At 53.8% G+C, this 26,383-nt stretch carries 23 protein-coding genes; 9 read left to right on the top strand and 14 right to left on the bottom strand.

Going from position 1 to position 26,383, the window contains the following annotated elements; all coding sequences use genetic code 11:
• Window positions 1–130 precede the first annotated feature (130 nt).
• From fghA to ptrR, 3 genes are read right to left on the bottom strand one after another with little or no spacing between them, the layout of a single operon-like run.
• Window positions 131–982: an S-formylglutathione hydrolase gene (gene fghA / locus ACT3RT_RS07575; RefSeq protein WP_496202762.1), complete on the bottom strand. Its 852-nt coding sequence runs from the start codon at window positions 980–982 to the stop codon at window positions 131–133.
• Window positions 983–994: 12 nt separating this feature from the next.
• The gene (locus ACT3RT_RS07570) at window positions 995–2,119 is read right to left on the bottom strand and encodes an S-(hydroxymethyl)glutathione dehydrogenase/class III alcohol dehydrogenase (RefSeq protein WP_353501507.1); all 1,125 of its coding nucleotides are present in this window, start codon (window positions 2,117–2,119) and stop codon (window positions 995–997) included.
• A gap of 57 nt (window positions 2,120–2,176) precedes the next feature.
• Entirely contained in the window at window positions 2,177–3,097 is a 921-nt protein-coding gene (gene ptrR / locus ACT3RT_RS07565) for a putrescine utilization regulator PtrR (protein WP_496202761.1), read from the bottom strand.
• A 229-nt stretch (window positions 3,098–3,326) separates the two neighbouring features.
• Between ptrR and ACT3RT_RS07560 the strand changes: the two genes are divergently transcribed.
• The 8 genes from ACT3RT_RS07560 to mglC all read left to right on the top strand — a co-directional run bounded on the left by ACT3RT_RS07560 (window position 3,327) and on the right by mglC (window position 13,354).
• A complete protein-coding gene (locus tag ACT3RT_RS07560) occupies window positions 3,327–4,478 on the top strand; it encodes a YbfB/YjiJ family MFS transporter (RefSeq protein ID WP_353501509.1) in 1,152 nt (383 codons plus the stop codon).
• Window positions 4,479–4,905: 427 nt separating this feature from the next.
• A complete protein-coding gene (locus tag ACT3RT_RS07555; protein WP_485902892.1) occupies window positions 4,906–5,808 on the top strand; it encodes an omptin family outer membrane protease in 903 nt (300 codons plus the stop codon).
• A gap of 211 nt (window positions 5,809–6,019) precedes the next feature.
• Window positions 6,020–6,685: a GTP cyclohydrolase I FolE gene (folE, locus tag ACT3RT_RS07550; protein ID WP_034789049.1), complete on the top strand. Its 666-nt coding sequence runs from the start codon at window positions 6,020–6,022 to the stop codon at window positions 6,683–6,685.
• A gap of 118 nt (window positions 6,686–6,803) precedes the next feature.
• The gene (yeiB, locus tag ACT3RT_RS07545; protein WP_496202760.1) at window positions 6,804–7,979 is read left to right on the top strand and encodes a DUF418 domain-containing protein YeiB; all 1,176 of its coding nucleotides are present in this window, start codon (window positions 6,804–6,806) and stop codon (window positions 7,977–7,979) included.
• 294 nt (window positions 7,980–8,273) lie between these two features.
• Window positions 8,274–9,320 (top strand): HTH-type transcriptional regulator GalS, encoded by a 1,047-nt coding sequence (gene galS, locus ACT3RT_RS07540; RefSeq protein WP_396131983.1) that lies wholly within the window; start codon window positions 8,274–8,276, stop codon window positions 9,318–9,320.
• Between the two features lie 254 nt (window positions 9,321–9,574).
• Complete coding sequence (gene mglB / locus ACT3RT_RS07535; RefSeq protein ID WP_353501513.1) at window positions 9,575–10,573, top strand: galactose/glucose ABC transporter substrate-binding protein MglB; 999 nt, start codon at window positions 9,575–9,577, stop codon at window positions 10,571–10,573.
• Window positions 10,574–10,774: 201 nt separating this feature from the next.
• A complete protein-coding gene (gene mglA / locus ACT3RT_RS07530) occupies window positions 10,775–12,325 on the top strand; it encodes a galactose/methyl galactoside ABC transporter ATP-binding protein MglA (RefSeq protein WP_353501514.1) in 1,551 nt (516 codons plus the stop codon).
• An 18-nt stretch (window positions 12,326–12,343) separates the two neighbouring features.
• The gene (gene mglC / locus ACT3RT_RS07525) at window positions 12,344–13,354 is read left to right on the top strand and encodes a galactose/methyl galactoside ABC transporter permease MglC (RefSeq protein WP_034789056.1); all 1,011 of its coding nucleotides are present in this window, start codon (window positions 12,344–12,346) and stop codon (window positions 13,352–13,354) included.
• A 95-nt stretch (window positions 13,355–13,449) separates the two neighbouring features.
• Here mglC and sanA read toward each other — a convergent pair whose 3' ends face one another.
• From sanA to ACT3RT_RS07485, 8 genes are all read right to left on the bottom strand, one after another.
• Window positions 13,450–14,388 carry an outer membrane permeability protein SanA gene (gene sanA, locus ACT3RT_RS07520; protein WP_353501515.1) on the bottom strand — a complete coding sequence of 313 codons (939 nt, stop codon included), beginning with the start codon at window positions 14,386–14,388 and terminating at the stop codon, window positions 13,450–13,452.
• Between the two features lie 284 nt (window positions 14,389–14,672).
• Window positions 14,673–16,370, bottom strand: a complete 1,698-nt coding sequence (locus ACT3RT_RS07515) for an NAD-dependent malic enzyme (protein WP_353501516.1) — start codon at window positions 16,368–16,370, stop codon at window positions 14,673–14,675.
• A gap of 285 nt (window positions 16,371–16,655) precedes the next feature.
• Complete coding sequence (gene cdd, locus ACT3RT_RS07510; protein ID WP_496202759.1) at window positions 16,656–17,540, bottom strand: cytidine deaminase; 885 nt, start codon at window positions 17,538–17,540, stop codon at window positions 16,656–16,658.
• A 231-nt stretch (window positions 17,541–17,771) separates the two neighbouring features.
• Window positions 17,772–18,440: an arginine ABC transporter permease ArtM gene (artM, locus tag ACT3RT_RS07505; protein ID WP_353501518.1), complete on the bottom strand. Its 669-nt coding sequence runs from the start codon at window positions 18,438–18,440 to the stop codon at window positions 17,772–17,774.
• The gene (gene artQ, locus ACT3RT_RS07500) at window positions 18,440–19,156 is read right to left on the bottom strand and encodes an arginine ABC transporter permease ArtQ (RefSeq protein WP_496202758.1); all 717 of its coding nucleotides are present in this window, start codon (window positions 19,154–19,156) and stop codon (window positions 18,440–18,442) included. Before artQ ends, artM begins: the two co-directional genes overlap by 1 nt.
• Before the next feature lie 12 nt (window positions 19,157–19,168).
• The gene (gene artJ / locus ACT3RT_RS07495; protein ID WP_353501520.1) at window positions 19,169–19,900 is read right to left on the bottom strand and encodes an arginine ABC transporter substrate-binding protein; all 732 of its coding nucleotides are present in this window, start codon (window positions 19,898–19,900) and stop codon (window positions 19,169–19,171) included.
• 20 nt (window positions 19,901–19,920) lie between these two features.
• Window positions 19,921–20,649, bottom strand: coding sequence for an arginine ABC transporter ATP-binding protein ArtP (artP, locus tag ACT3RT_RS07490; RefSeq protein ID WP_396132075.1), 729 nt, complete (start codon window positions 20,647–20,649; stop codon window positions 19,921–19,923).
• A 262-nt stretch (window positions 20,650–20,911) separates the two neighbouring features.
• On the bottom strand, window positions 20,912–21,487 hold the full coding sequence (locus ACT3RT_RS07485; protein ID WP_353501521.1) for a lipoprotein: 576 nt from the start codon (window positions 21,485–21,487) through the stop codon (window positions 20,912–20,914).
• Between the two features lie 214 nt (window positions 21,488–21,701).
• Between ACT3RT_RS07485 and ACT3RT_RS07480 the strand changes: the two genes are divergently transcribed.
• Window positions 21,702–22,547, top strand: coding sequence for an N-acetylmuramoyl-L-alanine amidase (locus ACT3RT_RS07480; protein ID WP_485902720.1), 846 nt, complete (start codon window positions 21,702–21,704; stop codon window positions 22,545–22,547).
• An 11-nt stretch (window positions 22,548–22,558) separates the two neighbouring features.
• Here ACT3RT_RS07480 and ACT3RT_RS07475 read toward each other — a convergent pair whose 3' ends face one another.
• From ACT3RT_RS07475 to ltaE, 3 genes are all read right to left on the bottom strand, one after another.
• Window positions 22,559–23,593, bottom strand: coding sequence for an NAD-dependent epimerase/dehydratase family protein (locus ACT3RT_RS07475; RefSeq protein ID WP_353501523.1), 1,035 nt, complete (start codon window positions 23,591–23,593; stop codon window positions 22,559–22,561).
• Between the two features lie 157 nt (window positions 23,594–23,750).
• Entirely contained in the window at window positions 23,751–25,193 is a 1,443-nt protein-coding gene (locus ACT3RT_RS07470) for a DUF2867 domain-containing protein (RefSeq protein WP_496199821.1), read from the bottom strand.
• Between the two features lie 90 nt (window positions 25,194–25,283).
• Complete coding sequence (gene ltaE, locus ACT3RT_RS07465) at window positions 25,284–26,300, bottom strand: low-specificity L-threonine aldolase (protein WP_353501524.1); 1,017 nt, start codon at window positions 26,298–26,300, stop codon at window positions 25,284–25,286.
• Between the last annotated feature and the right edge of the window lie 83 nt (window positions 26,301–26,383).

Raw genomic sequence — 26,383 nt, 5'->3', positions numbered from 1 at the left:
GGGAGGGTTGGGGTGGGGTATTTATCACCTAACTTACTGAGTTTTTTGCAATACCCCCTCCCAGCCTCCCCCTTATCAGGGGGAGGAGCTGAAGGTTAAACCCTTATCGAAGTAGGAATAAAATCAAAACTCAACCGTGTAACCACTGCGCGTGGAACCTCAGATGCTCCTCGATAAAAGTCGCAATCGTGAAGTAGCTGTGGTCGTAGCCCGGCTGAATGCGGATCTGCAACGGCCAGCCTTGCTGACGCGCCAGCTCAACCAACTTGGATGGCTGGAGCTGATCGGCAAGGAACTGATCGTCGTCGCCCTGATCGATCAAGATCGGGAAGGGTTTCTGATCCTTGGGCAGCGTATTCAGCAAGTGGCAGCTGTCGTACTGCAACCATTGGTTCTCGTCATCGCCCAAATAGGCGCTGAAAGCTTTACGCCCCCATGGCACCTGACAAGGGTTAACGATGGGCGCGAAAGCTGATACTGAGCGGAAACGCTGCGGGTTGCGCAGGGCTAACACCAATGCTCCGTGGCCGCCCATGGAGTGGCCGCAGATTGACTGTTTATCACTGACGGAGAAATGCCCGGCGATGATTTGCGGCAGCTCGTCGATAATATAGTCATACATACGGAAATGGGCATCCCACGGCGCGCGGGTGGCGTTGAGGTAGAACCCCGCGCCCTGACCCAAATCGTAATTTTCGTCATTGGGCACATTGTCGCCGCGTGGGCTGGTGTCTGGCATCACCAGCACCAATCCCAATTCGGCGGCAATGCGCTGCGCCCCGGCTTTCATCGTGAAGTTTTCATCGTTGCAGGTTAAACCTGACAGCCAATAGAGCACCGGCGGCGGATTATCATCACGCGGCGGTGGCAGATAAATGCTGAATGTCATGCTGCAATTTAAACTGCTGGAGGTATGGCGGTAGCGCTGTTGCCAACCGCCAAACATTCGGTGTTCTTCGAGTAGTTCTATCGAGCTGCTCACCGTTAGGCTCCCTTATTTATTAAAGTGGATAACGGAACGAATGGACTTCCCATCGTGCATCAAATCAAAGGCTTCGTTAATGTCGTCCAGACCCATGGTGTGGGTGATGAAGTCATTCAAGGCAAACTCGCCGTCGAGATAACGCTGCACAATGCCCGGCAGCTGGGTGCGGCCTTTGACGCCACCAAAGGCAGAACCACGCCATACGCGGCCTGTGACCAGTTGGAAGGGACGAGTTGAAATCTCTTCACCCGCGCCTGCGACGCCGATAATTACCGATTCACCCCAGCCTTTGTGGCAGCACTCAAGCGCAGAGCGCATTACATTGACGTTGCCGATGCATTCGAACGAGAAGTCCACGCCGCCGTCGGTCATTTCAACAATTACGTCCTGAATCGGCTTATCAAAATCTTTTGGATTGATAAGATCGGTTGCACCCAGTTTGCGCGCCAGGTCGAATTTGCTGGTGTTGAGATCGATACCGATGATGCGACCCGCGCCCGCCATCACGGCGCCAATAATTGCCGACAGGCCGATACCACCGAGGCCGAAGATAGCAACGGTGTCGCCTTTCTTCACTTTGGCCGTATTCATCACCGCGCCCATGCCGGTGGTGACGCCACAGCCCAGCAGGCAGACTTCTTCCAGCGGCGCTTCTTTGTTGATTTTGGCGAGGGAGATTTCAGGCACCACGGTATATTCAGAGAAGGTGGAAGTGCCCATGTAATGGAAGATTGGCTTGCCGTCTTTGAAGAAACGGGTGGTGCCGTCTGGCATCAAACCTTTACCCTGCGTGGTGCGAATCGCCTGACACAGGTTGGTTTTGCCAGATTTACAGAACTTACACTCGCCACATTCTGGGGTGTACAGCGGAATGACGTGATCGCCTACCGCGACGCTGGTGACGCCTTCGCCCACGGCTTCGACTACGCCGCCGCCTTCATGGCCCAAAATCGCCGGGAATACCCCTTCAGGATCCTTGCCGGACAGGGTGTAAGCATCGGTATGGCACACGCCAGTAGCGACGATGCGCACCAGAACTTCGCCTTTTTGCGGCGGCATTAAATCCACTTCTTCAATGGAAAGTGGCTGGTTAGGGCCCCATGCAACGGCTGCGCGAGTTTTGATCATTTCCACGGTATTGCTCCTGTTTTATAAATTGTCGCCCTTGATACAGCTTCAATGACTGTGGGCTCATATTGCTGGTTGTTCTAACTCGCCAGCAATGGGGTGTTTGAGTAACGGCACGACGCCGCCGTTTTGCGCGATGATCAGCTCTTTAAGCGCCCGCACGTTAGGGGTGAAAGCGTCGCGTCGCCAGATAAGCCACGTCGCGGTATCGGCGAAACTGTCTTCGATTTCATGGGCTTGCACCCGTTCATTGCCCGGCAGCTGATCCAGCACGCTGCGCGGTACCATGGCAATGCCCGCCCCGCTGGCGACGCAGGCCACCATCGAATGATAGGACTGAATTTCCATAATATTGCTGACAGCCAGCCCGGTGTGTTTAATCCACGACTGTAGGCGCGTGCGATAAGAGCAGGTGGCGCGGAAAGCAAAAACCGTATGGCCGCTGCGCCCCGGTGGGGGGTCGAAAGGCGATTCTCCCTGCGGCGAGATAATTACCAGACGCTCGCGAAAGGCGATACAGCCGTTGATGTCGTCATAATCAATCGGCCCATCGACCAGCGCGGCGGCCAGTTTGCCATCGCGCACGCCATCAATGGTCTCTCCCGAGGTGGCGGTATTAAGCGACAGCGACACCTGAGGGTAATGCTGATGATAAGCCGCCAGCAGGCTGGGTAGACGGGTCGCCGCCGTGCTCTCCATTGAGCCGAGCGCAAAACCCCCGGCAGGCTCACCGGCGTGGGTGATACTCATGGCTTCATCGCTCAGTGCCAGAATGCGCTGGGCGTAATTAAGAAAATTGTGGCCCATCGCCGACAGGCGAATTCTCTGCTTCTCGCGAATAAATAAGTCACAGCCCAACTCGATTTCAAGCTGGCGCAGGCGCGTGGTCAGGTTGGAGGGCACGCGATGCAGCTGCTCGGCAGCGCGCGCCAGCGAGCCGGTTTCCGCTACGCTGCAAAACATACGCAATTGTGTCAGGTCCATCGCCACCCTCTTGATGATGAAATGCCGAGATTGCCTTCTGAGTGAATTCTCTAAGAAGAAACAACTTGGTCATTATTATTCACTTTTCGTGATTGTATCCGCAAGGCATGATGATCCACAACTTAGTTTTAACACCTATGCACAAAAGAGGGTGTTTAGTCGTTACACTTTCTCTATGTTTGTTAGATGTTGCGAAATTGTAAAAAACAATAAAACAGGGCGGAACATTATGGCATTTCGTGTAGCACTCAGCGGTTTTCTGGCATTTGTCGTCGCCATGGGGATAGGCCGTTTTGCCTTTACGCCTCAGGTGCCATTAATGATAGCTGAACATCAGTTCACGCTAACGGGCGCGGGCTTGGTCGCGGCATTCAATTATTTGGGCTACCTGTGCGGCGCTTATGACGCCATGAAGGCGAGTCGGCATCTTGAGCGCCGCCTGTGGCTTGGGCTGTGGGGCGCGGTGGCGCTGACGCTTATTTCGGCGGCGGTCACTGGTGAAGTCTTCCACAGCGTGATTCGCTTTATGATTGGTTGGACCAGCGGCTGGGCGATGGTGTTGGTGTCCGCGTGGTGCAATGAGCGTCTGCACCACTTTGGCCGTCCGGCGCTGGGCGCGGCGGTCTTCGCCGGGCCGGGGGCGGGTATCTTCCTCAGTGGGATTCTGGCCGTGGTGATTCATAGCTTGCAGCTCAGCTCGGCCGAGGCCTGGGCGGTGTATGGCGTTCTGGCCTTTGTGTTTATTGCGTTGATCAGCGTCAACTTGCCGCGAACCGGCGAGTTGCACCGGACCCACGTGGCGACTGAGCCGTTGAAAATGACGCCGACCCTGAAGCGTCTGGTGTGGAGCTACAGTCTGGCCGGATTCGGCTATATTCTACCCGCCACCTTCCTGTCGCAGATGGCCAGCGCGCGTTTCCCCGAAAGCCTGTTTGCCCAGTTCGTCTGGCCGGTGTTCGGCGGAGCGGCGGTGATTGGGATTATCATCGGCATTCTGACCCGTCACTGCCTGACCACCCATACTCGTCTGGCACTCACCCTGTGGGCACAGGGGTTAGGGATTCTCTCTGCCGAAGTGATCCCAGGCGTCAGCGGACTGGTGATAGGTGCGGTGCTGGTGGGCGGCGGCTTCCTGAGCGTGGTGCAGCTGAGCCTGCAATATGGCCGCGAATTGGCGCCAGACCACAGCCGTTATCTGGCAGGGCTGTTAACCACCGGCTACGCGGTGGGGCAGCTGTGCGGGCCGATTCTTTCTGCTATTTCGACTGCGATGACTCACCGTCTTGAACCTGCGCTGTATGTCGCGCTGGTAGGCTTTATTATTGCTGGTGCATTAGTGGTCGGGCGTCCGGGGCAACGCGTTGCCAGCGCCAAAGCATAATATATATTAGGGGAATGTTTATTTATTAAATATTCCCCGTAATTATATAATTAGCTTTATCAGTAATAATTTATAAATCAAAGATAAATGATTGAGTAAAAATATACTAAGAATATATTTAGGTTTGAGTTTGGTTGTTCTGATTTTTGAGTTTTAATAAGCGAATAGTCTAAGGTATTACCCCGGTAAATACTTTCTCGAAATAATTATCTACACATCCTCTTTTTTGTGGTTTTTCCCACACAGAAGAATCTTGGCTACTGGCTATTGAGTTGTGCCTTGGTGCCGATATAGTGATTAAAAGCCGCAAGGTTTTTAACAACGGGATATCACTATTTAGATGAATTAATAACGCGTTTGTTTATTTAATCTAATGCAAGGAGCAACAATGAAAAAGGCCACTTATTATACAGCTTGTGTTCTGTCTATGACTGCCGCCCCCTCTTTGGTGCTGGCAGAAACCGACCCTTCTTGGTTTACCCCGGAGAAGGTCACTGTTGGGCTTTCATTAGGCCAGCTACAAGGGGAAGCCAAAGAGCGGGTGTATGATCCAGAAGAGGGGGGACGCAAAGTGAGCCAACTGAATTGGAAATATAATAATGCCGGCATTGTTAAAGGGGATTTTGCGTGGGACTTCTCGCCATGGGCCTCTCTCGGCTTTAACGGCTGGACCACGCTGGCCTCTTCCGGCGCGTCAATGGATGACTATGATTGGCTGGATACCTCTAAATCACAGTGGACCGACTGGTCAAGCCACTCGAATACCAAGCTTAATTATGCCAACGAATTTGATATCAATATTAAAGGTTGGTTGTTAAATGAAGAGCAATATCGGCTGGGGCTGCTGGCGGGTTATCAACAAAGCGCATTTAGCTGGCTGGCGAAAGGCGGCAGTTACAATTACAACAGTGGTAAGGACATCGGCAATTGGCCTCGTGGAGAGCTCTCTATTGGTTACAAGCAGAAGTTTAAACTGCCTTATATCGGGCTGGTGGGCCGGTACCAATATGAGAAATTCGAAACTAACCTGGTGTTTAAATACAGCAATTGGGTCAGTGCCAATGCCAATGACGAACATTATTCAAGAAATACAACATTCAAAGATGATGTCAATAATGCGCGCTATTACGCCGTCGTGGCAGATGTCGGCTATTACGTCACGCCACAGGCAAAGGTTTATCTGGAAGGAAGCTGGAATCAGTATCAAGAGAAGCGCGGCTCCGTGAATTCCCACGATCGCTCTGACGGGACCTACACGACATATAAAGATTCAGGCAGTATGGAAAACGAGTTTTATACTGTGACTCTGGGAGTAAAATACAGCTTCTGAGTTCCCAGTCCGTCCGGCTTCCCCTCTGGGTGCCGGACGGAATGCCTCGTCCTGCCCCCATTTGTGCAATATTGATAAGTTGCAGCTATTTCACTCATCATGAATCACAATCACTGGATTATGAATCCGCACTCCACTACAGTAAGCCACCTCATTTTGGTGTGATCTGCGTCAACTTGACGACACTTGCGGGACCTGCTGGAGAATAACTATGTCAACTTTGAGTAAAGAAGCCATTCTGGTACACGAGGCATTGCTGGCCCGTGGACTGGAAACCCCCCTGCGTGAGCCTCTGCCAATCGATAATGAAACGCGTAAACAGCGAATCAAAGAGCATATGACCGGCATCATGCAGCTGCTCAATCTTGACCTTGCAGACGACAGTTTGGCGGAAACGCCGCACCGCATCGCCAAAATGTATGTCGATGAGATCTTCTCCGGCCTGGATTACGCCAACTTCCCCAAAATCACCGTCATCGAAAATAAGATGAAAGTGGATGAAATGGTGACCGTGCGCGATATCACCCTGACCAGCACCTGTGAGCACCACTTTGTGACCATCGACGGCAAAGCCACCGTGGCTTATATCCCGAAAGATAAAGTGATCGGTTTGTCGAAAATCAACCGCATCGTGCAGTTCTTCTCCCAGCGTCCGCAGGTTCAAGAGCGTCTGACCCAGCAGGTGTTGTTAGCCCTGCAAACCCTGCTTGGCACCAACAACGTGGCGGTGTCGATTGATGCCGTGCACTACTGCGTTAAAGCGCGCGGTATCCGTGATGCGACCAGCGCCACTACCACCACGTCACTCGGCGGCCTGTTTAAGTCGAGCCAGAACACGCGTCAAGAATTCCTGCGCACCGTGAGACACGCCAGCTAATCGCGTTTTTACTCATTCGAAAGACAGTTGAAAGCTTTAAGTTGCGGCACCTTTTAGGTGCCGCTAGTCTATCTGGCATACTCATTTTCTGATGTCATCCACTTTGCAGCCAACTTTCATGACAAAACCTTCAGGAACCCACCCGCGCATTGCCACCCTCGATTTTGCCCGTGGCATCGCCATCCTTGGCATTTTATTGCTCAATATCAGCGCGTTTGGGCTGCCGAAGGCGGCTTATCTCAATCCGGCCTTTAACGGCCAGCCGTCGAGCAGCGACGCATGGACCTGGGCGGTATTGGATCTGCTGGCGCAGGGCAAATTCCTCATGATGTTCGCCATCCTGTTTGGCGGCGGTCTTTACTTGCTGCTGCCTCGCGGCAAACATTGGATTCAGGCGCGGTTGTCACTGTTGCTGCTTTGCGGCCTGTTACACGCGGCGTTCTTTTGGGATGGCGACATCCTGCTCTCCTACGGATTGATTGGTCTGGTGTGCTGGCGTCTGGTCAGAGAAGGGCGCAGTAGCCAGTCGCTGATTAATACTGGCATTATGCTCTATTTGATTGGCGTCGCGGTGCTGCTGATGCTGGGGTTTATCAGCAATCCACAGCCTGGCAGCTTCTGGTTGCCCGGACCGGCGCAGCTGCAATATGAGCAATATTGGAAGTTAAAAGGCGGGATGGAAGCTATCACTAATCGCCTCGACCTGTTGTCATCAAGCCTGATCGCCATTGCCGTACAGTACGGCTGGGAGCTGGCAGGCGCTATGCTGCTAGGGGCAGGGCTGATGCGCAGCGGCTGGCTGCGCGGAGCCTATAGCCAGCGTCACTACCGCCACCTTTCGGCGCTACTGTTACCGTTTTCATGGCTGATTCAAATCCCGGCCATCACCTTGCAGTGGCAGTTGCAATGGGACTATCGCTGGAGCGGCTTTTTGCTACAGGCCCCGCGTGAAGTGGGCAGCCTGATACAGGCGGTGGGCTATTTGTCACTTTGTTACGGCTTCTGGCCGCGGCTTTCTCGCTTGCGCCTGGCGCACTGGATTTCACAAATTGGCCGCATGGCGCTCACCAACTACCTGCTACAAACTCTGATCTGCACCACTTTCTTCAACTTATTTGGCTTCTACCAGCACTTCGACCGCCTACAGCTGGTGGCGCTGGTGCCTGCCGTGTGGGCCATTAACCTGCTAGTGACCTTAGCCTGGCTGCGGTATTTCAAGCAGGGACCGATAGAGTGGATCTGGCGCAAACTGACGGTTCGCGCCTCCGGTGTTGAGGAGAACAGCCTGAGTTGATATTCACACAAATTATAAATATGAGAGAAACGTTGCAAAATTGTATGTAAACGTTTTCTTTCCTGTGACGAGATTCACGCAGGTGTTTTCACAAAATGTTTAGGATATCGCTCGTGCAGCGTTAGCCGATAAAAACAGGAAACACCATGATCACTGTACTGCTGTCTGTTTTCACCTCTTTGTTCTCCACCTGGGCACGAACTTTTTCATTTCCTCCTTATTCTTTTCAATCAGTTAGCTCAATTAATCTGCCCACGCAGGCGCAGCCATTATTGCCACAATCTGGAGCGACCCATGGTCACCATTCGTGATGTGGCGAAGCTGGCCGGTGTGTCAGTGGCGACCGTTTCCCGCGTGTTAAACAACCCCGCGATCGCCAGTAAAGAGGCGCGTGAGTTGGTATTACAGGCCGTGGCTGCGTTGGGTTACAGGCCGAATGCCAATGCGCAGGCGCTGGCAACTCAGAGCAGCGACACTATCGGCGTGGTGGTGATGGACGTCTCCGATCCTTTCTTCGGCGCGCTGGTTAAGGCCGTCGATACCGTGGCGCAGCGCCACCAAAAATATGTGCTGATTGGCAACAGCTATCATGAGGCGGAGAAAGAGCGCCACGCGATAGAAGTGCTGATCCGCCAACGCTGTAATGCTCTGGTTGTGCACGCGAAAGCGCTGGGTGACGACGAGCTGTCCCACTTTCTCAATCAGGTGCCGGGCATGGTGCTGATTAATCGGGTGATCCCCGGCTATGAGCACCGCTGCGTGTCGCTCAACAATGTCACCGGTGCTGAAATGGCCACGCGATTACTGCTATCGCAGGGGCATAAGCGCATCGGTTACATCGGTTCCAACCATGGGATTGAAGATGATTTGCAGCGCCAGCAGGGCTATTTGACGGCGATGATGCAGGGCACGTCAGCCGCCTTGACGCAGACACGTCAACCGCCGCCGGAAAGCTGGCGTGCGCAGGGCTCACCTGACCTGCAGGGCGGTGAAGCTGCCATGGTGGAGCTGCTGGGGCGCAACCTACAGCTGAGCGCGGTGTTTGCTTATAACGACTCCATGGCCGCAGGCGCGCTGGCAGTGCTGAAAGAGAACGGCATCAGCGTTCCGCAAGATTTCTCATTGGTCGGCTTCGACGATATTCCCATTGCGCGCTACACCAGCCCAAAACTCACCACGGTGCGCTATCCCATTGTTTCCATGGCGACATTGGCCACTGAGCTGGCCTTAAAAGGGGCAGCCAACCAGCTTGAAACCGGCGTGTCGCACTGTTTTATGCCGACGCTGGTCCGGCGCCATTCGGTGGCACCTTGGCAAAATGTGGCACCGGTCACTTATTGACTAATTAGCGCTGTGTAACCGTTTTCAATCTGTGAGAACTTTCACAGATTATTAACATTGACGCCATTATGATTCATTCGTTTTCGACATGATTCATTTTGTGTCCTTGCTACAGGACAGGTTTTCACAGCGAGTCAGGAAGTCATACGTCAAGGAAGGCAGGCACCGTTTCATTGTTGAGGCGCGGACGCACTGCTCCCGCAGGATTGCCGGTGCCACACTCTGTACCACCCTACACAAAACCGGAGATATAAATGAATAAGAAGGTCTTCACCCTGGCTACTCTGGCTGCAAGCATGATGTTTGGCGCTGCTGCTCATGCTGCTGATACCCGTATCGGTGTCACCGTTTATAAATATGATGACAACTTCATGTCCGAAGTTCGCAAAGCCATTCAGGAAGATGCGAAGAAAGCGCCAAACGTACAGTTGCTGATGAATGACTCACAAAACAGTCAATCCACGCAAAACGATCAGGTTGACGTCATGGTAGCAAAAGGCGTGAAAGCGCTGGCTATTAACTTGGTTGACCCAGCCGCGGCTCCGGTGATCATTGCTAAAGCCAAAGGTGCTGGCATCCCGGTGGTGTTCTACAACAAAGAGCCATCACGTAAAGATTTGGACAGCTACGACAAAGCCTATTATGTCGGTACTGACTCTAAAGAGTCTGGTGTGATTCAGGGCGAGTTGATTGCTAAACACTGGAAAGCGACTCCAGCTTGGGACCTGAACAAAGACGGCGTGATCCAATACGTGCTGCTGAAAGGCGAGCCGGGCCACCCGGATGCAGAAGCTCGTACTAAGTATGTAGTGAGCACGCTGAATGACAAAGAAGGTCTGAAAACTCAGCAATTGCAGCTCGACACGGCCATGTGGGATACCGCTCAGGCTAAAGACAAAATGGACGCGTGGTTATCTGGCCCAAACGCTAACAAAATCGAAGTGGTTATCGCCAACAACGATGCAATGGCAATGGGTGCTGTAGAAGCGCTGAAAGCTCATAACAAAACCAGCATTCCTGTATTCGGCGTTGACGCCTTGCCAGAAGCTCTGGCTTTGGTGAAATCAGGCGCAATGGCCGGTACCGTGCTGAACGATGCTAAGAATCAGGCTCAGGCGACATTCGATCTGGCGAAGAACTTGGCTGACGGCAAACCAGCCGCCGACGGCACTAAATGGAAAGTTGAAAACAAAGTGGTACGTATTCCTTACGTAGCCGTAGACCAATCTAACTTGGCTGACTTTACTAAATAATCCAAAGATTACGGACAGACGAGTAAATAGCTAAATATATAGCTAAGCAGTGGCATTAATTAGCAGTGAAGTAATATCACGTTAATACCTGCATAACAGGAAGTGATGTCTTTATACCGCCGGTCTATTACTGACCGGCGGTATTCATGACGTCAGGTATTAATATAATCAGTTTCTCTTAATATTTAGCCAGGTATAATTATGGCCGATATTCCAAAGCCTGACATCACGCAGACTGACGCCGTGGCTCCCCAGCCGCGTGAGTTTCTGCTGGAAATGAGCAATGTTAATAAATCATTTCCCGGCGTTAAGGCATTAGATAATGTGAATTTGAAAGTTCGACCGCACTCTATTCACGCGCTGATGGGCGAGAATGGGGCGGGTAAATCCACCTTATTGAAATGTCTTTTTGGCATCTACAGCAAAGATTCCGGCACCATTCTTTTCCAAGGTCAGGAAGTTAATTTTAAAAGTTCTAAAGAGGCACTTGAGCAGGGCGTGTCGATGGTTCACCAAGAGTTAAACCTGGTGTTGCAGCGCACGGTCATGGACAACATGTGGCTGGGGCGTTACCCAACCAAAGGCTTCTTCGTTGACCAGGACAAAATGCTCAAAGACACGCAGGCTATCTTCGATGAGCTAGATATTGATATCGACCCGCGTGAGAAAGTCGCCAAGCTTTCTGTGTCCCAGATGCAGATGATTGAGATTGCTAAGGCTTTCTCCTATAACGCGAAAATCGTGATTATGGATGAGCCAACCTCGTCTCTGACTGAGAAAGAGGTGAATCATCTCTTCACCATTATCCGCAAGCTGAAAGATCGCGGTTGCGGCATTGTTTACATCTCTCACAAGATGGAAGAGATTTTCCAGCTGTGTGACGAAATAACCATTTTGCGCGACGGTCAGTGGATCATGACCCAGTCACTGGAAGGTCTCGACATGGATAAAATCATTTCCATGATGGTAGGGCGTTCGCTGAGTCAGCGTTTCCCAGACCGTCAGAATGTGCCGGGAGAGGTCATTCTGGAAGTCCGCAACCTGACCTCGCTGCGCCAGCCTTCAATCCGCGATATCTCCTTCGATTTGCACAAAGGTGAGATTCTGGGCATTGCCGGTCTGGTGGGGGCGAAGCGTACTGATATCGTCGAAACCCTGTTTGGTATTCGCGAAAAAGTCGCCGGAACCATCAAGCTGCATGGTAAGAAAATTAATAATCACAGCGCCAACGAAGCCATTAATCACGGTTTTGCTTTGGTGACTGAAGAGCGCCGTTCCACCGGTATTTATGCTTATCTCGATATCGGTTTTAACTCACTGATTTCAAATATTCGTAATTACAAAAACAAGATTGGCCTGTTGGACGTCAACCGAATGAAAAGCGATACCCAGTGGGTTATCGACTCCATGCGGGTGAAAACGCCGGGGCATCGCACCAGTATTGGTTCGCTGTCCGGGGGCAATCAGCAGAAAGTTATTATTGGGCGCTGGTTATTAACACAGCCGGAAATATTAATGCTTGATGAACCTACGCGCGGTATTGACGTCGGGGCCAAGTTTGAAATTTACCAGTTAATTACCGAGCTGGCGAAAAAAGAGAAGGGGATCATTATTATCTCCTCTGAAATGCCAGAACTGTTGGGAATTACAGACAGAATATTAGTTATGAGCAATGGGCAGGTTGCGGGTATTGTTGAAACAAAAAATACTTCGCAGAATGAAATTTTACGCCTTGCATCCTTGCACCTCTAATTTTTAAGGGTTCTTATTATGAAAGCATTAAATAAGAAAAGTATGCTCACTTATTTAAAAGAGGGCGGGATTTACGTTGTGTTGCTGGTGTTACTAGCAATTATCATTATTCAGGACCCGACCTTCCTCAGTCTGGTCAACTTGAGTAATATTTTAACTCAGTCTTCAGTACGCGTAATTATCGCCCTCGGCGTGGCGGGGCTGATTGTGACTCAGGGCACTGACTTGTCAGCGGGTCGTCAGGTCGGCTTGGCGGCGGTGGTTGCAGCCACCCTGTTGCAGGCGATGGATAACGTTAACAAGGTGTTCCCGCATCTTGAAGTCGTGCCTATTCCAGTGGTTATTCTGACCGTGTGCGTGATTGGCGCGCTGATTGGTTTGGTGAACGGTATTATCATCGCCTACCTCAACGTGACGCCATTTATCACCACCTTAGGCACCATGATTATCGTTTACGGTATTAACTCACTGTATTACGACTACGTTGGCTCCTCGCCGGTGGCAGGGTTTGACCCAGGATTCTCCAGCTTTGCGCAGGGCTTTATTCAGCTGGGCGGCCTGAAGATCTCCTACATCACCTTCTACGCGTTGATTGCCATTGGCTTCGTTTGGATCCTGTGGAACAAAACTCGCTTCGGTAAAAACATCTTTGCTATCGGCGGCAACCCAGAAGCAGCCAAGGTTTCCGGCGTAAACGTGCCGTTAAACCTGATTATGATTTACGCGCTGTCCGGCGTGTTCTACGCCTTCGGCGGCTTGCTGGAAGCCGGGCGTATCGGCAGTGCTACCAACAACCTCGGCTTTATGTATGAGCTGGATGCCATCGCGGCCTGCGTGGTGGGCGGGGTATCCTTCGCCGGTGGTGTAGGGTCAGTGGCGGGCGTGGTGACGGGGGTGCTTATCTTCACCGTGATCAACTACGGCCTGACCTACATCGGGGTGAACCCGTACTGGCAGTACATTATCAAAGGTTCGATTATTATCTTCGCGGTGGCGCTGGATTCACTGAAGTACGCCAAGAAGAAATAAGAGTGGGGAGCAGGAAGAACCAACAACTAAAAAATCAGCAGTAAATAAATCAATAGTACTAACAAGGGCGCTTCGGCGCCCTTGTTGTTTTATAGTCAATGAGATTCCCGCGACTGCGAGAACGGGTTGCGGCCCGGCACCATTGGCCGCGAAGGCGGTGGTGGAGGTGCGTCACCATCCACACTCTGTTCCTCGGTGTCGTTAGCTTCTTGCTCGGCTTTGAGTCTGGCGGCTTCATCGGCCGCCGCTTTGTCCGCCGCGGCTTTCTCTGCGGCTGCTTTAAGCTGGGCGGCTTTCTCTTCCGCCGCTTTCTTCTCATCGGCCAATTTCTGTTGCAGTACCAGCAGCTGCTCAGGCGTTACGGCCGGGTAGCCCTGCGCGTCATCCGGGATGTGATGGACGGCGGGGATCGGGATCAGCGGGCCAAGGAAGCGCGGCTCGCGTTTAAGGATATACAGGTCAGTCAGCGCACCAAGGCGGGCGAAGATTTCACGCACGCGAACGGTCATGATGTCTTTCGGCGACGGCACGGCGAAGCACTGGGCCTGAATCCCCATGTGCAGCGCAATATACAGGGCGCGCTCGCAGTGGAAACGCTGGGTGATGATCAGGAAATCATTGGTGTCGAACACCTTGCGGGTGCGCACGATAGAGTCCAGCGTGCGGAAACCGGCGTAGTCGAGCACGATATCGCTGGCCGGAATGCCCGCTGCCATCAGGTCACGGCGCATGGTCATTGGCTCGTTATAGCTTTGCTGGGCATTGTCGCCGCTCAACAGCAGGTATTTTACTTTGCCGCTGTTATAGGCATTGATGGCACCCTGAATGCGGTAGAGATAGTACTGATTGGGGACGCCGGTGCGGTAATACTTGGCCGTGCCGAGCACCACGCCGACCTGACGATGCGGCAACTCTTGCACTTCGTCATAGACATAATCTTTGGTTTTCCAGCTGATCCACCGGTCAAGCCCAATAGCGACAACCAACATCAATACTATGATGCTGATGAAGCCTACTATCAGTCGCTTAATCATAAACTCGTCATCCTTCAGGTTGCAGCGGCCTTAGCGGCTAACGCTATGCTCTTTCGCTTCCCTGAGTCGCTGCTGGAAATCAGGAATTCAAGGCTACTTGACCTATCGAAACCATGCAATAAGCACGGCTCCGTATCTCGGGGCTTCGCGGAATATTTCAGCAACAATGGGGTAATTACTTCGTGCTGTGGAAGCTGTATTCCAATTTTGGTGTAAAACAGCATAAAAAAGGGCCAGTGCAGAAGCTGCCTGGCCCGATGATCTCTAGCGTGAGTCCGCGAAGATTAGAACGACGTGCGTTTGTAATCGCGGTACTGCGGTGACCAGAAGTTATGCTCAATGGCTTTTGACAGCGCATCTTCAGAGGTCACCATCGCCACACCTTGCAACTGCGCGGCTTTACCCACTTCCATGGCGATGCACTTAGACACGCCCTGAATGTCATTGACGTCTGGCAGCAGGGAGCCTACGCCATCCGTCGCCAGCGGCGAACACTCTGCCAGCGCGCGGCTGGCGGCCATCAGCATCTCGTCAGTCACGCGGGTTGCACCCGATGCCACGACACCCAGGCCGATGCCAGGGAAGATGTAGGAGTTGTTGCACTGGGCAATCGGGTAGACAGTCTCTTTGTAGGTCACTGGAGAGAACGGGCTGCCGGTCGCGACCAGCGCGTTGCCGTCGGTCCAGGTGATGATATCCACCGGCTGGGCTTCCACGCGAGAGGTCGGGTTGCTCAGTGGCATCACGATTGGGCGCTCGCAGTGCTTGTGCATTTCGCGGATAAGCTCTTCGGTGAACAAACCAGGCTGGCCGGAAACGCCAATCAGCACGGTAGGTTTTGCATGGCGAACCACGTCCAGCAGGGAGATGCTGTCGTTATCCAAGCCCCAGCCGGAGAGGTCGGCGCTTTTTTGCGTCAACTTGCTCTGGAAATCTAACAGGTTTGGCAGTTTGTCGGTCAGCAGGCCGAAACGGTCAACCATGAAGATGCGCGCACGGGCTTCTTCGTCGCTCAGGCCTTCGGCTTTCATACCGGCGATGATCTGCTCGGCGATACCGCAACCGGCAGAGCCTGCACCCAAGAAGGTGACAGTCTGGTCGCGCAGGCGGCAGCCTGCGGCTTTACTGGCGGCAATCAGGCTGCCCAGCGTTACGGACGCGGTGCCCTGAATGTCATCATTGAAGCAGCAAAGCTCGTCGCGGTAGCGCGTCAGCAGCGGCATGGCGTTTTTCTGCGCGAAGTCTTCGAACTGCAACAGCACGTTCGGCCAGCGCACTTTTACGGCTTCGATGAACATGTTAACGAATTCGTAGTACTCGTCACCGGTGATGCGCGGATGACGCCAGCCCATGTACAGCGGGTCGTTCAGCAACTGCGGGTTGTTGGTGCCCACGTCGAGAACCACCGGCAGGGTGTAAGCCGGGCTGATACCGCCACAGGCGGTGTACAGGGAGAGTTTACCGATTGGAATACCCATGCCACCGATGCCCTGATCGCCAAGGCCCAGAATGCGTTCGCCGTCAGTCACTACTACCACTTTTACGTGCTGTTTGGTGGCGTTCTGCAACATATCGTCGATGTGAGCGCGGTTTGGGTAGGAGATAAACAGGCCGCGGGCGCGACGGTAGATATCAGAGAAATGCTCGCAGGCTTCGCCAACGGTTGGGGTGTAAATCACCGGCATCATTTCACTGAGGTGGGAATCAATCAGGCGGTAAAACAGGGTTTCGTTGGTGTCCTGAATGTTGCGCAGATAAATGTGTTTATCGATATCGCTTTTGAAGTCTTGAAACTGGCGGTAAGCACGTTCGGCTTGTTCTTCTATGGTTTCAACGGCTTCCGGCAGCAGTCCATGCAAGTTAAAGTTGTTACGTTCTTCTTCTGTGAAGGCACTACCTTTATTCAGCAGCGGGAATTCAAGCAGGATTGGGCCAGCATGTGGAATATACAGCGGGCGTTTACTCTCGTATTCAAGTTCCATTGATTTTACTCTTCGGCTATCGGAGCGGGTTGCTGTTTTCTTATTATTTACTATCTCAGGGAGCTGATCCTAAAAGATAAAGTAAATATGTACAGTATTTGTTATCAGCCTATGACGAAAGGCAGAGGAAATGTGATTTGTGTCCTATTTCTGCACAGAAGGGTAACAACGGAAAATAACTATTTCAAATGCCAGACGGGGAAAGGGAATTAGGTAACTAAAAAAAGTGATTTCCGACGACAGAGGGTGGGTTTAATCCCTGCCGTCGGGGGAACAAATAATAATTTACAGCGTAATTGCCGTTAATTGCTGGCAGCCCAACGCGGCGAGGGTGGCGCGGGTGGCATCGTGCTGACTGACCAGCGGCTGGTGGCGTTCGACGATCACCGCACGGCGGATTTTCAGGCAGTCTTCACCGGACAGATTCAGCAAAATCAGCGCCCCTTGCAGCGGCGGCAGGCTCGGATTAAATGCGGCGTTCTCCGCGTAGCGCCCGGCGAAAATCTTGCCAGTTTCCGTTTCCAGCGCGACGCCGCTGTGTGACTGGCTATAAGGCGCGTGGCTCTGGTTACACGCATCTAAAGCCTGTTGGCTGAGGGCGTCTTGCTCGGCAATCTGATAACCGTGATTGACCTTGTCCATCAGCAGCGTGGTGATATCCAAGTCTTTCGGGCCGAAGGAGTAGGGCAGGTAGTCGCCCAGCGTGGCGACATCGCGGTCCGGCAGATGGATATTCAACTCAGTGCCGCTGTTCAGCTCATTCATAAACTGACGGCAGTGACCGCACGGCGTGTAGTTGACGGTGATCGACGCCAGTTTGGCCTCTCCGCGTAACCAGGCGTGCGTCACCGCAGACTGCTCCGCGTGCACGGTTTGCTGCATGGAAGCGCCACTGAACTCCATATTGGCACCGAAGTACAGGTTGCCAGAAACACCTCGCGCTACGGCACCCACGTGGAAATGGGAGATAGGCGTCAGGGAGCAGGCGGCGGCCAGCGGCAGCAGTGTAAACGCCAGTGCATCATCATCCAAGCCCGTCTGCGCTTTGACGTTCGCGACCTGATCGGCTGTCAACATGGCCGGGAAGTCGTCACGGCTGAGCAACGGTTCGAGTGCGGTCTGAAGAGTGGCGGGCAGTGTGGCGAATGCGTCGAGGAAACGAGAATGCATGGGTGTGATCCTTCAGGATTTACGGGAAATCATTCTATGAGTCTTTTGGGGAATATTGTGTGACTTTCGTCACTATTTTTATGAAATGAGGTGATGTTGTTGCAGTAATGCGAGATATCTCGCAAGTTTCGGCTATGCCCACGAGGAATTGCATTGCATTCGGCATAAAAAAAGCGACCCGCAGGTCGCTTTTTAATCAAGGCGGAGCTTGCCGTGCAGTTTAGCTGCGGCTTAGTTGCGGCGTTCAAACGCCAGCGCGCGGCGCTCGATCAGGCGCATCATCAGCGTCAGCAGGCCGTTAACACACAGATAAACCAGACCCGCCGCGCCAAACACCATCACATCATAGGTTCGGCCATACATTAATTGGCTGTGGCCCATCACGTCCATCAAGGTAATGGTGTACGCCAGCGACGTACTTTTAAACACCAACACCACTTCGTTCGAATAGGACGACAGGGCGCGTTTAAAAGCAAACGGCAGCAGAATGCGCAGCGACTGTTTCTTCGACATGCCCAGTGCTTCGCAAGATTGCCACTGACCCGACGGAATAGCGCGCATGGCACCGGCAAACAGCTGGGTAGTGTAAGCCGCGCTGTTCAGCGCCAGCGCAAACATCGCACAAAGCCAAGGCTGTGACAGCAAGTCCCACAACCAAGGGATTTCGCGAATCGAGGGGAACTGGCCCGGCCCGTAATAGATAAGGAAGATCTGCACCAGCAGCGGCGTGCCGGTGAACAGCGTGATGTAACCTTTCACTATTTGGCTGAGTACCGGCACTTTGAGTGTCAGCACCACGGTAAAAATCAGCGCCAGCAGCAGCGCGACGATCAGCGCCGCAATGGTCAGCGTCAGGCTGGTGTGCAGCCCTTTGACAACTTCGGGTAAGTAATCCCACATCAGGAAGCACTCCGTTCAAAGCGGGTGGTACGGAGTTCGATGCGTTTGATGACAAACTGGCTGAACAGGGTAACTAACAGATAAATCGCGGCGGCAATCATGTACCAAGTGAAAGGTTCTTGAGTGCGGGTCGCGATGCTCTTGGTTTGCAGCATCAGGTCGTTGACGCTAATCAGCGACACCAGCGCGGTATCTTTCAACAGCACCAGCCACTGGTTGCTCAAGCCCGGCAGGGCGTGACGCCACATTTGCGGCATGATTAAGCGGAAGAAAATTGCTGTTTTCTTCATGCCCAGCACTTGTCCTGATTCCCACTGGCCTTGCGGCACGGCTTTCAGCGCGCCGCGCAGGGTCTGCGAAGCATAGGCCGAATAGAGCAGGGAGAGGGCAATTACGCCACAAACAAAGGGGCTGACTTCAAAGTTATCATTAGGCAGCTTCACCGGGATTTGGAACAGGCCCAAGTTGATGTTGAAGCCGTCGGCCAGCACCACTAATAGCTGCGAAGAGCCGAAATAGATAAACAGCACCACCAGAATTTCCGGCAGGCCGCGCAGAATCGTCACCCACGCCGTACCCAGCCAGCTGACGGGTTTCCACGGTGCAGATTCCCACACCGCAAAAATCATCGCCAAAAACAGGCCGAGGACCAGCGCACAAACGGCAAGGCCGACGGTCATCCCGGCGGCGCTTGCGAGAGGTAGAAGTTCAGTCATTGATGGCAAAACTTACTGTTGGAACCATTTTGAATACAGAGTCTGGTAAGTGCCGTCAGCCTTCACTTTTGCCAGTCCGTCATTCAGTTTTTTCAGCAACTCGGTGTTGTTCTGGCGAACAGCAATGCCCAGACCCACGCCGAAGTAGTCTTTATCGGTGATTTTGTCGCCGACGGATGAGAGGTTAGGATTCTGTTTCAGCCACTCGTTCACCACGGCGGTGTCACCGAATACGGCGTCAAGACGACCATTTTTCAGATCCAGCACGGCGTTCTGATAGCTGTCGTAAGGCACGGCGGTGATCTCAGGGTGTTTTTCCATCAGGTATTTCTGGTGGGTACTGCCGTTTTGCATCCCAACGCGTTTGCCTTTCAGCGCGGCGAGGTCAGCGAACTTACCTTTCTCAGCGATGAACAGCGCGGAGTTTTCATAGTAAGGCGTGGAGAAGGCAACCTGCTTTTCGCGGTCAGGCGTGATGTCCATGCCGGAGATTACCGCGTCAAAACGGCGGAACTTCAGGCTTGGGATCAGGCTGTCGAACGCCTGATTGGTGAAGGTACAGTTAGCCTGAATCTCTTTACAGACGGCATTCGCCAGGTCAACGTCAAAGCCCTGAATCTTGTTGCCGGAGTCCACAAATTCAAACGGAGGATAAGAGGCTTCCATCGCGAAACGAATGTTTTCAGCTGCGCTGGCAGACAGAGTGACGCTCGCCAAAACAGCAGCAATTAATAATTTTTTCATCGCAAACTCCGTAGTAAACATCAATGAGACAGATAGCTGGCAAACTCTTTGGTTTGCGGCTGGGTAAAGCAGGTGGCATCGCCTTGTTCAACGACGCGACCGTTTTCCATGTAAACCACGCGGCTGGCGGTTTTACGCGCAACTTCCACTTCGTGGGTCACGATAACCTGAGTAATGCCGGTACCGGCCAGTTCGCGAATAATGCTGACGATTTGCGCGGTGATTTCTGGATCCAGCGCGGCGGTCGGCTCATCAAACAGCAGCACCTGCGGCTCCATCATCAGGGCGCGGGCAATGGCAACGCGCTGCTGTTGGCCACCGGAAAGATGCAGTGGGAAGCGCGACGCGTAGTCAGTCAGGCGCAGGCGGGTCAGCAGCTTTTCTGCCCGCTTCATGGCGACATCTTTGCTTAAACCCAATACGCGGATTGGCGCTTCAAGCAGGTTGTCGAGCACCGTGCGGTGCGGCCATAAGTTATATTGTTGGAAAACCATCCCGACGTTTTGGCGTAGTTCACGCACCGCCTTTTCGTCAGGTTTTTTGGTGAAATCGAAGGTGTTCCCGGCTATCTGCAACGTGCCTGAACGCGGCATTTCTAGCAGGTTTAACACGCGCAGAAGAGAACTTTTCCCGGCACCGCTTGGCCCGAGCAACACGAGGGTTTCTCCGGCTGGGCAGTCGAGCTGAATGTCGAACAACGCCTGATGTGCGCCGTAGAAGCAGTTGATGTTATTTAGTTGAATACTCATGCGCAAATAGTGAATAGCCATTGATGCCGCGGATGTTAACTTCTGTAGCATAGTTATGCAACGATCGCGGCTTAAAATTTATGAGTGAGGTGCTTTAGTAGTAAACCATAGCACATCATATTGTCTCCCCTTCATCCTTCAAGCCGTTTCTGCGTTGGCTGCCTTCACTCACCCCGGTCACTTACTGGAGTAAGCTCCCGGGGATTCGCTCAGTTGCCGCCTTGATCCAACTCGAATGATTTAGGGGAGCTACTCATCGCGATTATTGATTTTCCAGAACCTGACGCAGGGTACCGCTGGAGGCGAAGTCGAGGTCGGCCATGTAGCGCACGTCGTCGACAGTCCAGCATTGGCCTTCGCGCACCATCAACACTTCATCTTTCCAGGTTGAATTCGCGCCGTTGTCTTTGGCGTGGGTCATGGTCACGCGCAGCGGGATGTTGCGGGCGTCGGTATTCGGAATAGTGGAGGCATCATCAACCCAGGCCGAAGTCGGGCCGTCGAACAGGCTGGAGAACACGTCGCCGTCGCTAGCACCCTGTTTTTCATTCGGCGTGGCGGCGATATCTACTTTACGTTCAGACTGTGCCTTGAGCAGCGCGTTATACAGGCCGGTGCTCAGGTAAGGGCGGTATTGCGCCAGCTGGCTGCTATTCGGCAGGCCAGAACCGCCATTTTTAATGCGTAAATCATAGAATTTCTGCGCGACGGTGTCCGGGCCTCCATCAACGCAGGGCGCAGTGCGGCTGCCAATATCCTTAAAAGCCGGTTCAACCGTAGTACATGCGCTGAGGGTCAGCACCAGGGGGATCGCGGCGGCAAGTGTTTTATATTTCATCGTATTCCTTACTGAAAGATTGAACGTTTTCACCATGACTTTCTTTAGCATACAGTATAAAACCGATTTGGATTGATGCACGGTGCGGTGCGAAATCAACCTCAGCTCATAAGCTATACTCAAGGCTTTGGCCGATGACTGGCTGGCAAACGGACGAAAACTAATAAGGAATACTTATGCAACATTTCCTCACTGCTTCCTTTGAATTCTGCTTATGAAGGCGTTATGGCGCAACGGCGGAGCGATGATTGCCGCCATAATGCTGCTGACGGGCTGCCAAACCTCGCCGTCTTCCGAGCAGAATTTACCCTATCGGCTAGAAAGCCAGCGCCAGGCGCAGGGCGCTGACCAGCGCGTGCGTTTTCTGGTGATCCATTACACCGCCGAAGATTTCCACAACGCATTAAATACGCTTACTGATGAGCACGTCAGCGCACATTATTTAATTCCGGCGCACCCGCCGGTGGAAAACGGCAAACCCGTGGCGTGGCAGCTGGTGCCAGAGTCGCAGCGCGCCTGGCACGCCGGGGCCAGCGGCTGGCGCGGGCGCACCAATCTCAATGACACCTCTATTGGCATTGAGCTGGAAAATAAAGGCTACAGCCGCCATCTGCTGGGCAAGCATTTTTACCCATTCCCGCCCGCGCAAATTGACCTGCTTGCCGATCTCAGCCAGCAAATTATCCAGCGCTACCAGATTGAGCCGCGCAACGTGGTCGGCCATAGCGATATCGCGCCGCTGCGCAAAGACGATCCGGGGCCGCTGTTCCCATGGCGTGAACTGGCGAAGCGCGGCATAGGCGCGTGGCCCAACGCCCAGCGAGTCAGGGATAATCTGGCGGGGCGCGATCCGCATCAGTCAGTGGATAAAGCCGACCTGCTAGCGAAGCTTCAGCAATACGGCTATCCGGTGACGCCAGACATGAACCAAGCCCAGCAGCGGCGGGTGATTGCCGCTTTCCAGATGCATTTTCGCCCGGCGGATTATCGCGGCGAGGCCGATGCTGAATCTGACGCCATTATCAGCGCGCTGTTACAACAGTATCCGGCAGGGAATTAAGAAGGGTGGGGTTAGTCGCGCTTATTACCGACGCCCTGCAAACCTTGCAGACGGCCGTGGTCGCGCAGCCAGTTGGCGGTGCGGATAATGCCCTGATCGAGTGAGATCACCGGGCGATAGCCCAATTCATCCTGCGCGCGCTGCGTGTCGAGGGTGAGATCGAAATTGAGCTTGGCGACGCTGTAGTGGGTCAACACCGGCTCTTTGTGCGAGTTCTTGCTGATCTTCTCCATGCCGCGCGCCATCATGTCCAGCAGCGGATAGGGCACCGAGCGAATGCGGTAATTCATCTCCAGCGCGTCCATCAAATGCTCCACCATGGTTCGCAGCGGTCGCGGCTGCTGGTTGGTGATGTTGAAGGCGCGGCCGGATTCGGTCTTTTGGGTCTGCGTCGCCAGCCACATGGCGTGCACGGCGTTTTCCACATAAGTCATGTCGACCAGCGCTTCACCACCGCGCGGCAGCATCAGCGTCCCGCCGTATTTCAACATTTGCAGCAGGCGCGGCAGCAGCACATTGTCGTGCGGCCCAAACACCCCCTGCGGGCGTAAAATCGTGAAGTGAGTCTGTGGATTGGACAGCGCCAGCGTGGTGATCACCTGTTCGGCCGCTGCCTTGCTGCGAGCAAAGGAGTTAGCAAAACGGTTGGGGCGAAAATCTTCTTTTATATTGCGATGATGGTGGAAGTCGAAGTAGATCGCGGGCGAAGAGAGGTGGACGAAGTTTTCGACACCGTAGGCGGTGGCCCATTCGCCAAGGCGGCGCGTGGCGCGCACGTTGGCCAGTTCGAACTCCTGCTCGCTGCCCCATGGGGAAATCATCCCCGAGCAGTGCCACAGGGTGTCCACATCCGCCAGCAGTACTTTGGCCTGCGATGACACCAGGCTGGTGAGGTCCGCGTGGACGAACTCCGCGCCCATTTTTTGCAACAGCGAGCCCATTGCAGCGTTACGCCCCGTCGCCCTGACGCTAATGCCTTTGTTACGCAGAAATTCTACGGCATTGCGGCCAAGACCGCTGCTGGCGCCTGTCACGAGTACTTTCATAAATAGGTCAATTCCAACGCTTTTTTACGGGGCTGAGGTTCAATCCAATACCCATGAGCAATAAGGGTGCCATTCTTTCGTGAAATTGTGCTACTTGCAATCGGAAAGGCGGAAAGCGTGACGCCAGCCGGTGCGACTGCGCGGGAAATAATCCGCGTCACAGGCCGCAGCGATCTTTTTGCCGGGCGAGGCTGGCAATGCGCTTCGCCATGCCACGAAAAATAAACTGATGAGCGGGCATCATGCTGAACCAGTAGAGCAAACCGCTAAAGCCCGCCGGGTGCCACCATGCCCGGACGTCGATGCTGCGGCTGTCGCCGTGATCGGTAATGGTGAAGGTGAGCCGCCCCAGCCCCGGCGCTTTCATGCCAAACAGCAGCGACAGTTCGCGCTGGGGCTGCAGCCCAATCACTTTCCAGCCGTCAATCTTGTCACCCAGCCGCAGCTGCGGGCGATCCGGTCGGCCATACTTCACGCGCCCACCGAGCAAATCATCGATTCTGGCGCGCAGCCGCCACAGTTTGTTGGCGTAGAAATAACCCTCTTTGCCGCCTAATTGCTGAATGACCTGCCACAGCGCAGCTTTAGATGCCGTGGTTTCCAGCTTAAATCCGGCCTGCTTCGGGTAGTAGCCGTAACCCGGACGCCAGCGGGCGCGGGCGTCAGCGTCGTAATGCCAGTCTGAGGAGTCGAGCACCTGCTGCTCTTCCTGCGCCAGCGTAGCGCGAATCGACTCGTTTACCGTGATGAGTTTCTGCGGAATAAGCTGGCGCAGCGCCGCGCTGTCGGCGGGTAAATCATGTTTCAGCCCCTGGATCAGCGCCTTCGCCAGCGGCGTCGGCACCGAGGTAATAAGACTCAGGAAGTAGACTGAAATCAGCGATGTCGGCAGAGGTAACGGCAGCAGCCAGCGGCGTTTACCACTGATGGCGATAAAGCGTTCAAACAGCGTCTGGTAACTCATATATTCCGGGCCGCCCGCGTCGAAATGGCGATGTGACTGCGGGGGAAGGGCAATCAGCCCGCTGAGATAATTCAGCAAGTTTTCCAGTGCCAGCGGGGATGATTTCGAGCGCACCCAGCGCGGCGGCGTGAGGATTGGCAAGTTGTAGACCATGTCGCGCATTACTTCGAAGGCAGCAGATCCTGCGCCGATCACAATGCCCGCGCGCAGTTCCGTCACCGGAATATCGCCACGTCGCAGCAGGTCGCCGGTGAGTTTTCGCGCTTGCAGATGGGCGGAGTGGCTGGCTTGCGGCTGCATCGAGCCGAGATAGACAATGTGTTTGATGGAGGACTCTTTCAGCGCCAGCAGGGTGTTTTGCGCCGCCTGTCGCTCTTTCTCCAGCAGGTCGTCATCCTCGCTCATGGAGTGAACCAGATAGACCAGCACGTCGGCACCTGCGAACGCTTCTTTCAAACTTTTGCTGTTATACACATCCGCGAAGCAGCAGCGCACATTGGGCCATTTCTGCTGCTGTAGCCACTCGACGCGCCTTGCTGCCGCAGTGACCTGATAGCCCTGCTGGCTGAGATGTGAAGTCAGATGCTGGCCGATGTAACCGCTGGCCCCAAGCACCACGACCCTTGTGGTTGGTATTGACACTGGCATCATCCATTTCGCTCATTGAGGAAAAAATCGATGATAAAAAAGCGGCGCTTAAGCCGCTTTGTTTATTCATCGCAAAGCTTACTTGGCGTGATGTTGCAGGAAGTCTTGCCACAGAGACACGACTTTTTGCAGATCAGCCCGACTAATGTCGATATGTGTGATCAGACGAGTCAGCGGACCGGCGCTGAGGATCACCCCACGCTCGCGCATCCACGGGCCAAGTTTGGCGGCCAACTCGGCAGATTGCTTGATGTACAGAATGTTGGTCTGCGCGCCCGGCGCGGCGATTTCCACGCCAATCGCCCGCAACTGCTGCTCAAGCCAGACCGCGTTGTCGTGGTCTTCTTTTAGGCGTTCAACGTTGTTTTCTAACGCATAAATCCCCGCTGCTGCCAGAATGCCCGCCTGACGCCAGCCACCGCCGGTCATCTTGCGCCAGCGATTGGCGCGGGTAATGTACTCGCGGCTGCCGCACAGCACCGAGCCAACCGGCGTCCCCAGACCTTTCGACAGGCAGATGGTCAGGGTGTCGCAATATTGGGTTATCTCGATCAACGGCACGTTCAGCGCGACGCTGGCATTCATGATGCGTGCGCCGTCAATGTGCAGCGCCAGCCCTTTTTCGCGGGTAAATTCAAAGGCTTTTTGCAGGTAATCCAGTGGCAGTACCTTGCCGCTGTGGGTATTTTCCAGACTCAACAGACGAGTCCGCGCGAAGTGAATGTCGTCCGGCTTGATGGCGGCAGCCACTTTGTCGAGAGGAATGGAGCCATCGGCGTCCATCTCCAGCGGCTGGGGCTGGATACTGCCGAGCACGGCGGCACCACCGGCTTCATACATATAGTTGTGGGCTTTTTGGCCGACAATGTACTCGTCGCCACGCTGACAATGGGTCAGCAGAGCCACCAAATTGGCCTGAGTGCCGGTCGGCATAAACAGCGCGGCTTCTTTGCCGGTAAGCCTGGCGGCCAGTTCTTGCAATGCATTAACCGTCGGGTCATCCCCGTACACATCGTCGCCCACTTCTGCATGAGCCATAGCCTGACGCATTGCTTCGCTCGGGCGAGTCACTGTATCACTGCGTAAATCGATCAACGTCGGAGTCCTTTTAGAAAAGTGGAGAAGGGGCGGAAGCTGCGCGGGCCGTTTTGCAACAACCCGCGCAGTACTCACAGCAC

The organism is Ewingella sp. AOP9-I1-14, from assembly GCF_052375995.1.
Taxonomy (GTDB): Bacteria; Pseudomonadota; Gammaproteobacteria; order Enterobacterales; family Enterobacteriaceae; genus Ewingella; species Ewingella allii.
This window is presented reverse-complemented; position numbering and strand designations above follow the sequence as displayed.

Excerpts from the sequence above, each read along its gene's own strand:
- artQ (WP_496202758.1), bottom strand. The coding sequence starts at position 19,156 with ATGACTGAACTTCTACCTCTCGCAAGCGCCGCCGGGATGACCGTCGGC.
- ACT3RT_RS07485 (WP_353501521.1), bottom strand. The coding sequence starts at position 21,487 with ATGAAATATAAAACACTTGCCGCCGCGATCCCCCTGGTGCTGACCCTC.
- yeiB (WP_496202760.1), top strand. The coding sequence starts at position 6,804 with ATGACAAAACCTTCAGGAACCCACCCGCGCATTGCCACCCTCGATTTT.
- cdd (WP_496202759.1), bottom strand. The coding sequence starts at position 17,540 with ATGCATTCTCGTTTCCTCGACGCATTCGCCACACTGCCCGCCACTCTT.
- ACT3RT_RS07515 (WP_353501516.1), bottom strand. The coding sequence starts at position 16,370 with ATGGAACTTGAATACGAGAGTAAACGCCCGCTGTATATTCCACATGCT.
- artM (WP_353501518.1), bottom strand. The coding sequence starts at position 18,440 with ATGTGGGATTACTTACCCGAAGTTGTCAAAGGGCTGCACACCAGCCTG.
- mglA (WP_353501514.1), top strand. The coding sequence starts at position 10,775 with ATGGCCGATATTCCAAAGCCTGACATCACGCAGACTGACGCCGTGGCT.
- ACT3RT_RS07555 (WP_485902892.1), top strand. The coding sequence starts at position 4,906 with ATGACTGCCGCCCCCTCTTTGGTGCTGGCAGAAACCGACCCTTCTTGG.
- mglC (WP_034789056.1), top strand. The coding sequence starts at position 12,344 with ATGAAAGCATTAAATAAGAAAAGTATGCTCACTTATTTAAAAGAGGGC.
- folE (WP_034789049.1), top strand. The coding sequence starts at position 6,020 with ATGTCAACTTTGAGTAAAGAAGCCATTCTGGTACACGAGGCATTGCTG.
- sanA (WP_353501515.1), bottom strand. The coding sequence starts at position 14,388 with ATGATTAAGCGACTGATAGTAGGCTTCATCAGCATCATAGTATTGATG.
- ACT3RT_RS07475 (WP_353501523.1), bottom strand. The coding sequence starts at position 23,593 with ATGAAAGTACTCGTGACAGGCGCCAGCAGCGGTCTTGGCCGCAATGCC.
- mglB (WP_353501513.1), top strand. The coding sequence starts at position 9,575 with ATGAATAAGAAGGTCTTCACCCTGGCTACTCTGGCTGCAAGCATGATG.
- artJ (WP_353501520.1), bottom strand. The coding sequence starts at position 19,900 with ATGAAAAAATTATTAATTGCTGCTGTTTTGGCGAGCGTCACTCTGTCT.
- ACT3RT_RS07480 (WP_485902720.1), top strand. The coding sequence starts at position 21,702 with ATGAAGGCGTTATGGCGCAACGGCGGAGCGATGATTGCCGCCATAATG.
- ACT3RT_RS07560 (WP_353501509.1), top strand. The coding sequence starts at position 3,327 with ATGGCATTTCGTGTAGCACTCAGCGGTTTTCTGGCATTTGTCGTCGCC.
- galS (WP_396131983.1), top strand. The coding sequence starts at position 8,274 with ATGGTCACCATTCGTGATGTGGCGAAGCTGGCCGGTGTGTCAGTGGCG.
- artP (WP_396132075.1), bottom strand. The coding sequence starts at position 20,649 with ATGAGTATTCAACTAAATAACATCAACTGCTTCTACGGCGCACATCAG.
- ptrR (WP_496202761.1), bottom strand. The coding sequence starts at position 3,097 with ATGGACCTGACACAATTGCGTATGTTTTGCAGCGTAGCGGAAACCGGC.